7 protein-coding genes are annotated in these 8,365 nt (G+C 70.5%); all 7 read left to right on the top strand.

All coding sequences use genetic code 11. The features are described from left to right. On the top strand, positions 1-910 hold a 910-nt coding region (locus VIB55_RS01145; RefSeq protein ID WP_331874824.1), incomplete at its 5' end, for a CHAT domain-containing protein. A 28-nt stretch (positions 911-938) separates the two neighbouring features. Beyond that, entirely contained in the window at positions 939-1,763 is an 825-nt protein-coding gene (locus VIB55_RS01140) for a hypothetical protein (RefSeq protein ID WP_331874823.1), read from the top strand. 109 nt (positions 1,764-1,872) lie between these two features. Continuing rightward, complete coding sequence (locus VIB55_RS01135) at positions 1,873-3,423, top strand: S8 family peptidase (protein ID WP_331874822.1); 1,551 nt, start codon at positions 1,873-1,875, stop codon at positions 3,421-3,423. A 254-nt stretch (positions 3,424-3,677) separates the two neighbouring features. Then, positions 3,678-5,210: a TIGR02677 family protein gene (locus VIB55_RS01130; protein ID WP_331874821.1), complete on the top strand. Its 1,533-nt coding sequence runs from the start codon at positions 3,678-3,680 to the stop codon at positions 5,208-5,210. After that, on the top strand, positions 5,207-6,394 hold the full coding sequence (locus VIB55_RS01125) for a TIGR02678 family protein (protein ID WP_331874820.1): 1,188 nt from the start codon (positions 5,207-5,209) through the stop codon (positions 6,392-6,394). The genes VIB55_RS01130 and VIB55_RS01125 overlap by 4 nt, the downstream gene beginning before the upstream one ends. After that, entirely contained in the window at positions 6,391-6,648 is a 258-nt protein-coding gene (locus VIB55_RS01120) for a helix-turn-helix domain-containing protein (RefSeq protein ID WP_331874819.1), read from the top strand. The genes VIB55_RS01125 and VIB55_RS01120 overlap by 4 nt, the downstream gene beginning before the upstream one ends. Positions 6,649-6,657: 9 nt before the next feature. Then, positions 6,658-8,365: AAA family ATPase (locus tag VIB55_RS01115; RefSeq protein WP_331874818.1), on the top strand; the 1,708-nt coding region annotated here is incomplete at its 3' end.

Genomic DNA, 8,365 nt, shown 5'->3' with positions numbered 1-8,365 from the left:
CGAGGTGGAGCACGCCCGCGTATGGCTGGAGCAGGGATCGGGTACTACCGACGGGCGGGCCCTAACGGCGCTGCAGTCGCTGTACGCCCTGCTCGTGCAGCCGGTGGAGGCTTACCTGGGACCCGCCGAGACCCCGGTGCTGATCGTTCCCGACCCGCTGCTCGAGGGGGTGCCGTTCGCGGCGCTGCACGACGCGCGCAGGGGCCGATACCTGGTCCAGGATCATCCCCTGCGCATCCTTCCCACGCTGCGGGAGCGTCGTCGCCCGCCGGCCTCTGCCTCCATGGCGTCGGCGCCTGCGCTGCTGGTGGCCGCAACCGAGTTCGACCGCACGGCACACCCGGAGCTGGAGGCTCTGCCCGGCGCCGCCGCCGAGGTACGCGCGCTCGCGCGGTACTACCCGAATGCCGCGGAGTTGGCGGGAGCCGCGGCCACCCGTGACGCGGTACTCGCGGGGCTGCCTCGCGCGCGGATCATCCACTTCGCGGGCCACGCGCTGTTCGACGACCAGAACCCCGGGCGCTCCCGCCTGGTTCTTTCCGCCGGCCGCGGGACGCACGCCCCGGCGGAGCTGGCCGTGGCGGAGATCGAGCGCATGCGGGTGCGCCCGGAGGCGCTCGTGGTGCTGTCCGCCTGTCAGACGGTGCGCGCCACGCCCGGCCGCTCGGGCGGGTTCGCGGGACTGGCCGGCGCGTTCCTCGCCGCGGGCGGCGGCGGCGTCGTGGGCAGCCTGTGGAACGTGGATGACGAGCAGACGCGCATCCTGATGACCGCCTTCCACGAGGCGTACCGAACCAACCCCGACGGCGCCGCGGCGCTGCGGAAGGCACAATTGCGGATGATCGGCGGCCCGGACGGCCGCACGCGCGCCCCCGGCTCCTGGGCGGGGTTCCGGTACACCGGTTACTGACACACTCACCTGCACGAGGGATGAACAGATGGCCATTACCCTGAACATCGACTTCGTCGGCCTTTGCCTGTTCGCGGAGGACCGCACGCCGGAAGACGGCGGCGCACCGAAGCTGCACGTTCTCCTGCTGGCCCCCGACCTGGACCCGGACCCCGTCGGTCACGGCGGGGGACACGGCGGGGGACACGTCCGGCACCACCCGCGCCTGTTCTACGACACGGCGTACAACACGGCCGGGGCCGGGGGCCTCACGGACGAGTTCAGCAGCATCTCGCTCGAGGACAAGGCGCTGGATTTGTCCGCGATCCGGGGCGAGTTCAACCCCTCGCTCCCCGCGTTGCCGAGCCTGACCGACCTCACCGGCAGCGTGGTCCCGCGCTTTCGCGTCGGCCCGGACCCCGAGAAACTGATCAGCGCGCGGGTGACGCTCGCGTCGGGCTCCGGCACGCCGGTGATCGCGCCGCGGCCCTGGAAGCTGGCGCAGATGACGGGGATCACCATCGCGCACAAGACGCGCTGGACGATGACCCTCGACGCCGACCGGCTGAATTGGGAACTCCTGGGGCTGAACAGCCGTGGAGGCCAGCCGCTGGTGCCGCTGCATCCCGTGAACGGCGCCATCGACCTGCGAATCGTCAACCTTCCCCTTGCCGACCTGTCTCCCACGGATCCAGACGTGGATGAACCCCCGCGCGGCCACGAGATGAAGCACTTCAGCCCCTTCTACGCCGCGCTGGCCGACCCGCCCCCGGTGAAGGAACGCCACGTTCCCATCTGGGACGGCCCTGGGACCGGGGGTGGTCCCATCGGCAAGAACTTCAACTGCGGGAAAGCCCAGGCGTTGGTGGGTTGATCCGCGAACAGCATCCGGGGCGGTTCACCCGGCACCGCGGCCCCCTCCCTGAGCCGCCGGCTACGCCACCGGAAGAGCCATCATCTTCGCACGACCACGGGGGGCGGCAATGCAGCGCACGTACTTGACGGCCCCCGGGGATCTGGTCACCCTCGACGTAGACCGGACGCGGCTTGCCGTGCGCTTTCACGAGCCGGCTCCGCAGACGATGCGGCTCGAGCTGATCGACCATGCACCCCGCATGAGCACCGACTGGCGCTATGAGATCCCTGGGGAAAAGTACACGATCTTCCCGGTGGCGCCGTCGGGCCCCGGCCGCCCGAAAGCCGCCGCGGCCGCGGCCAGGGATCTGAGGAAAACCGGTTCCGTTGCGCGGGTCGCCCCGGTTTTTCGCGCGGGTGACGGCCGGATCACCGCATTGGACAGGGTGGTCGTACAATTCCGGCGTAGCGCGCGCGGGCCGGTGAAGCACCTGGAAGCGCTCGGCTACGAGGTGGTGGACCAGCACGCGACCGAATACCTCGTGCGGCTGCGGCCGGCCGACGACCCGCTGGCCGTGGCCAGCGAGCTGGCGATGCACCCCGACGTGGTGTACGCCGAACCCGATTTCGTGGAGTTTCGGCCCGTGCTGGAGCCGGGCCCCGCCGAGCCGGCTGCTTCCCTGGTGGCGGGGCGCGATCCGCAGGCCGGCTCACAGTGGGCCCGGCCGCATACCCGGCTGGACGCCGCGTTGAAGCTCCTGCGGGGGGGTGCGGGAAGTCCGGAGGTGCGAATCGCGATACTCGATTCGGGAGTGGACTACCAGCACCCCGACCTCCAATCGGCCATCGCGGCCAATTGCGACGCTACGCTCCAGCCCCCGGCGGAAAACCCGCAGTCCGGTGACTATCATGGGACGGCCTGTGCCGGTCTGGCCGCCGCGATCCCGTTCAACGATCAGGGGATTCGCGGCTTCGGCGGGGGCTGCTCCGTGCTGAACGTCAGGATTTTCCACTCCGCGGGCAATCCTCGCCAGTGGGTGATGTCCAGCTACGCCATGGCCCGGGGAATCGACTGGGCGGTCCGGAACGGAGCGGACGTGCTGAGCTTGAGCTGGGAGACCACTCACCCGCGAAAATGCGTGGCGCGGGCCATCGAACAGGCGCTCGCGGAGGGACGCGGCGGCAAAGGGTGCGTGGTGGTTGCCGGAACGGGGAACGACACGCCCGAAAGCCCTCGCGGCGTCAAATTTCCCGCGGTTCTGCCCGGTGTCGTCGCCGTCGGCGCGAGCGACAAATCGGGCCTCAGGGTTACGCATGAGCGCAACGGGACGAGCTGGTCGTCCGCGACGGGCCCTCAGACGGCCCTTGCCGCTCCCGGGCTGAGCCACGTCACCACCGACATCCGCGAGAAGAAAGGCAGGAACACGCTCCCTTCTCCGGGCGGGGACTACCTGGACGATTTCGACGGCACCTCGTCCGCGACCGCGATCGTGGCAGGGGCCGCCGGGCTGGTCCTCTCGGCCAACCCGTCCCTCACCGCGTCGCAGGTGTGCGATCTCCTGTGTACCACGACGGGCTCCGAACCTCCGGGGCCCCGCGCCCACAGCGAGGAGACCGGGTTCGGGGTCATCAACATTGCCTCCGCCGTGGAAGAGGCATTGAAGCTGAGCCCGGCGTAGCCCGGTCCGTACACACCCACATGCGGGCGAGCATGGGATCGACCGCGCGGTCATGGGAAGCGGCCCGTGTTCGCCGCGCAGATGGGAACTCGGCGGGGCCTCCCGCCCGGAACCGGATACCACAACGTCGGTGCGCCCGCGGACTCACGGGATGACCGGGCCTGCCCCCCGCTCCGAAACGGACCTTCTTGCTGCTGGGGAGGGCAGAGAGTACGATTCGGATACCGCCGCCGGCACCCCTCCCCCGCCCGCCCATGGACGCACGCGAACGCCTGCTCGTCGACGACCTGCTGATGCGCCGGGTGGACGAGGCAAGCTACCTCGTGGCCGCCAATGCGGCGCTCTATCGGCCCATCGTCCGCCTCTTCCACCAGCGCTACGAATCCGGCGAAACGGGATGGCTGTGGCCGGGCGAGGTGGCCGCGTTCATCCGTCAGCACCATCCGCACTACCCGGCGTACGCCGACGAGGAGTGCGAGGGCCACCTCAAGCAGCTGGAGGCGTGGGGGGTGCTCGCTTCGGAGCACGACGTCAACCAGGCGCGCACCATCGAGGAATTCGTGCGTGCGGCGCGGCGGTACCAGATCACCGAGACGGCCCGGGTGATCGAGGAAATGCTCATCCGGCTGGGCAGCCACGACGGCTCACGCGGCTCGCTGGACACCACGCGGCTCACCCGGCTGCGCGATGCCCTTTTCGAGCTGGGCCGCGTACTGGCGGAGCTGGACCCCGCGCGCGCCCCGCACGAGGCGCTTCGGCAGGTGGAGGGGCTGTGGAACGCGGCCGACGACGCGCGCCGCGAGCTGCGGGAGCAGGCCCTGCGCTACATGCGCGAGCTGGAGCACGACCGCATGCCCACGGCGGCGGACCTGGTGGTGTTTCTGCAGTACAAGCGGATGCTGCGCGACTACCTGGACGAGTTCGCGCTGGGGCTCAAGGACTTCGTGGAGCGCACCCGCGACCTCTTCGACGACTGGGCCGCGGCCGGGCTCGATGCGCGCCTGGCCGCCGCGCTCGCCCGCAACGAGCGGGAGCGGAAGGGCGACCTGCGGCCGGAGGAGGAAGTCGTTGCCGGTTTCGACAGCCAGATCCGCTCTCTCCGCGGCTTCAGCGCCCGCGGCGGCGACGCGGAGATCCTGCACGCCCGGACCACCGCCCGCGTCCGCGCCCTGGTGGAGCAGATCGAGCGCGTGGTCACCGAGCGGCGGAACGCCCTGAACCGCTCGCGCGACCTGCGCCTCCTGGCCCAGGCCTTCCGCCGCGCGGGCAGCGACGACGACGCGCACCGCCTGGCCGCGGCGGCGTTCGGCTGGGGCACGCCCCGCCACATGCGCGCCTACAGCGCCGACGCGGTGCGCGACCTGGACCCGGAAGCCTCCGTCTGGCTGCAGCCGCCGTGGGATGTGGAGCTGCATCCCCGCGTGCGCGGCAACCCCAACTTCCGCGCGGTCACGCGCATGGAAGACCGCAGCGTGGAGCGTGCGGAGCTGCGCGCCCGCGTGCTGGAGCAGAAGCGGGCGGAAGAACGCTTCTGGGATTCCGTTTTCCACGATGGCGAGCTGGTGCTGGACGGCCTCACGCTGCGCTCCGGCGCCGACCGCTCGCGCGTGGTGCGCCTGGTGCGCGACTGCCTGCGCTCGCCAGACCGGCACGTACGCCTGACGGACGGCTCGCGCGTGGAAATCCTCCCTCCCGAGGATCTGCGCTCCATCGCCGAGATCACCGCGCCGGACGGTCTTCTCTACCTCCGTGCGTTCCGCCTCCGCCGCACCGAGGCGGCGCGATGATCACCAGCGAGGCTGCGCACCGTGACTTTCGGCTGTGCGCCGAGGCGCTGATCGATCGGCCCATCGTCACCGCCACGGATGACCGGCCGCTGCTGGACCGCATCCGCCGCCACCAGCCCGCGCTCCAGTCCACCTTCGGACGGCTGACCGGGTGGCGCGTGCAGGCGCACCCGGAGTTCGCGCGGCTGGTCAAGACCCCGGCGCGGGCCGAAGCGTCGCACGGGCTGGCATGGGCGCGGGGACGGACGGACTACGCGCTGCTCACGTGGGTGCTGTGGTACGGCGAACACACGGGTGGCCGCAGGTTCACCGTGTCGCAGATCGCGGAAGAGATCAAGCTGCGCAGCACGGGCCCGGGGGATCCCGGGCTGGACTGGGCCTCGCGCGACCAGCGGCTGGCGGCCCGGCGGGTGTTCCGCGGGCTGGAGGAGCTCGGCGTGCTGCGGCTGCAGGACGGCAGCGTCGATGAATGGGCAGACGAAAACGGCAAGCGCGACGCCCTGTACTCCTGGGGCGATGCCGCATGGCGCCTGCACGTGGGCATCCCCGCCTCGGAGCTGGAGCGGCTGGCGGAGGGCCGTCCGTCCTCCCCGTCCCCCGCCCCGCCCGAGGGCACGGATGAGCTCCGTCTTTACCGCACGCTCCTCCTGAACCCCGCGCTGTTCCGCCGTGACGATCCCGCCGCCTTCCGCCTTCTGGACGCGAAGGAAAGCCTCGCGCGGGTGATCCACAACCTGAAGTACCTGACGAACTGGGAGCTGGAGGTGACGCCGGAGTACGCGCGCGTCCTGCGCCCGCCCCGCTCCGACGATGCGGTGCAGACGCCCATTGCCGTCACCTCTGGGCTGGCGCACGCCGTCCTCTGCTTCTGTGGGCTGCTGCGCGAGCGGCAGCAGGCGGGCCGGCTGGTATCGGCGGGAAGCGAGACGTTTCTGATCGACGAGAGCCGCATCTGGCAGGATCTGGACGAGTTGCAGAAGCGGTTCGGGGCCAAGTGGGGCAAGACCATGCAGCAGCAGAAGGTGAGCGCCCTGGCGGACGACGTCGTCGCCGAGATGAAGGCTTGGGGCTTGATGCGTGATACGGATGTGCCCGGCCAGTACCTTGTGCTCCCCACCGCCGGGCGCCTGGCCGCGCACTATGCCGGCGAGGCGGTTTCGGATGATGATGCGGAGGATCGATGACGAACCGCGATTTGGCACGAGCGGCGTTCACGCCCAAGCAGGGGCAGTACCTGGCGTTCATCTACTACTACACCAAGCTGAACCGAGTCCCGCCGGCCGAGGCGGATTTCGTTCGCTACTTCGGCGTGAGCGCGCCGACCGTCCATCAGATGATCGTCAAGCTGGAGGCGGCGAAGTTGATCTCGCGCATCCCCGGCCAGTCGCGTTCCATCCGATTGGGCGTTCCTCGCGACCAGCTTCCGGACCTCGAATAGCCCTGAACGATGGCGACTGGCGAACGAATGCAGGCTGACTTCTTCAAGCTCGCGGGGGTGCCCCCGCGGATGCAGGCGCTGCTGGACGCCATGCACGCGGGAGACCCGGACCGGTGGCTGCCGCGCAGGCTGATCCTGCAGAACTACTGGCTGTTCGAGGAGCCGGAGATCTTCCACTTCGGGCGCGGCAACCTGATGCTCACCGGGCAGAACGAGTCCGGCAAGTCTACCGTGCTCGTTACCGCCATCACCCTGGTGCTGGACATGATGCTCACCCCGGACAGGGTGGACACCATGGGCAGCAACGACCGGTCCATCCGCTACTACCTGATCGGCAAGGACGACGCGCAGGAGGGCAGCCCCAACTGGCACCGCGAGCGCACGGCGTACATCGCCCTGGAGTTCGAGCGCGGCGCGTCGGGCGTGCATCACACCATCGGCATTGGCCTGCGCTCGTCGCGCGACTGGACGAACCAGAAGGTGGAGCGCTGGGGATTCGTGATGGATGGCACCCATCGCGTGGAAGACGGTGGATTCCACCTGCACGAGAAAGGACGCCCGCTGCGCCCGGGAGAGTTGCGCGACCGGCTGGGCCGCCACGGGCAGGTGACGGACGACCAGCGCACCTACAAGTCCGCCGTGAACGACGCGCTCTTCGGATTCCAGACCGTGGAGGACTACGAGCGCTTCCTGGAGATGCTGCACGTGGTGCGCACGCCCAAGCTGGGCGAGGGGCTCAATCCCAAGAAGGTCGAAGCGCTGCTCAAGGAGTCGCTTCCGCCCATCCAGTCCGACAAGATAGACGCGGCATCCGAGGTCTTCTCGAAGCTGGACACGATCGAGGAGGAGCTGAAGCGCCTGCACGACCAGCTATCGGTCGCACGGGAGCTGGAGGGGCCGCAGGAAGCCGCCGTGCTGGCCCGTGCGCGCCAGGCCGCCGCCGCATATCGCAAGGCTTCGAGCGAGCACGCGGATCGGAAGCGGAAGCACGACGACCTGCTCGGCCGGCTGGATGCCGCGCGCGCCGAGATCGAGCGGCAGCGGGACGTGCGGACAGGGCTGGCGTCCGAGCGCGCGGAAAAGGGCGGCCGCGTCTCCGTTCTCAAGGAGCAGTACCGCGCCAGCGAAGCGTTCGACGTAGAGGACCGGCTGCGCGAGGTGCGGGCGGAGCACGGAAGCGCGCTCGACGCTTACGAGGCGCTGCGGGCGGATCGCAAGCGGACGCAGGAAGCCGCCGACCGCGAGCAGAAGGCGCTCGTCGCCGATGAACAGTCATGGACGCGGCAGCGTGCGCGCCTGGGCGAGCGGCTGGAATCCGGCCGCGACGCGGCGCATCGCGCGCACTGGCCGTCGCTGGAACAGCGTGCCGCGCTCGCCGTCGACGCGCTGGGCACGCTCGGCATCGACGGGAGCGGCGGCATCGCGGCGGACCTGGCGCGCTCGTCCATCGAGGGCGAGGCGGCGCAACGCCGCATGGTGCTCGACGCCGTCGGCGCGGCGCTCGACGCGGTCGCCGCGGCAACGGGCCGGCTGGACGGGGCGCGGAAGGCCAGCGAGGTAGCCGGGCGCGAGCTGCGGCACGCGGACGACCGCTTCCGCACCGCGGGCCGCGAGGCAGACACCGCGCGCGCGGCCGCGGTGGAGGCGATCACAGCGTGGCGCCAGTCGGCCACGGAGATGCCCGTTCCGGACGAGGCGTTCGAGGCCGTGCTGGCGG

Source organism: Longimicrobium sp., assembly GCF_036554565.1.
Classification (GTDB): domain Bacteria; phylum Gemmatimonadota; class Gemmatimonadetes; order Longimicrobiales; family Longimicrobiaceae; genus Longimicrobium.
The sequence above is the reverse complement of the archived record's forward strand: the minus strand, read 5'-3'. Positions and strand labels throughout refer to the sequence as shown.

What these genes read in the sequence shown, in the direction of transcription:
- VIB55_RS01140 (WP_331874823.1), top strand. Translation starts at nt 939, where the DNA reads ATGGCCATTACCCTGAACATCGACTTCGTCGGCCTTTGCCTGTTCGCG.
- VIB55_RS01135 (WP_331874822.1), top strand. Translation starts at nt 1,873, where the DNA reads ATGCAGCGCACGTACTTGACGGCCCCCGGGGATCTGGTCACCCTCGAC.
- VIB55_RS01130 (WP_331874821.1), top strand. Translation starts at nt 3,678, where the DNA reads ATGGACGCACGCGAACGCCTGCTCGTCGACGACCTGCTGATGCGCCGG.
- VIB55_RS01125 (WP_331874820.1), top strand. Translation starts at nt 5,207, where the DNA reads ATGATCACCAGCGAGGCTGCGCACCGTGACTTTCGGCTGTGCGCCGAG.
- VIB55_RS01120 (WP_331874819.1), top strand. Translation starts at nt 6,391, where the DNA reads ATGACGAACCGCGATTTGGCACGAGCGGCGTTCACGCCCAAGCAGGGG.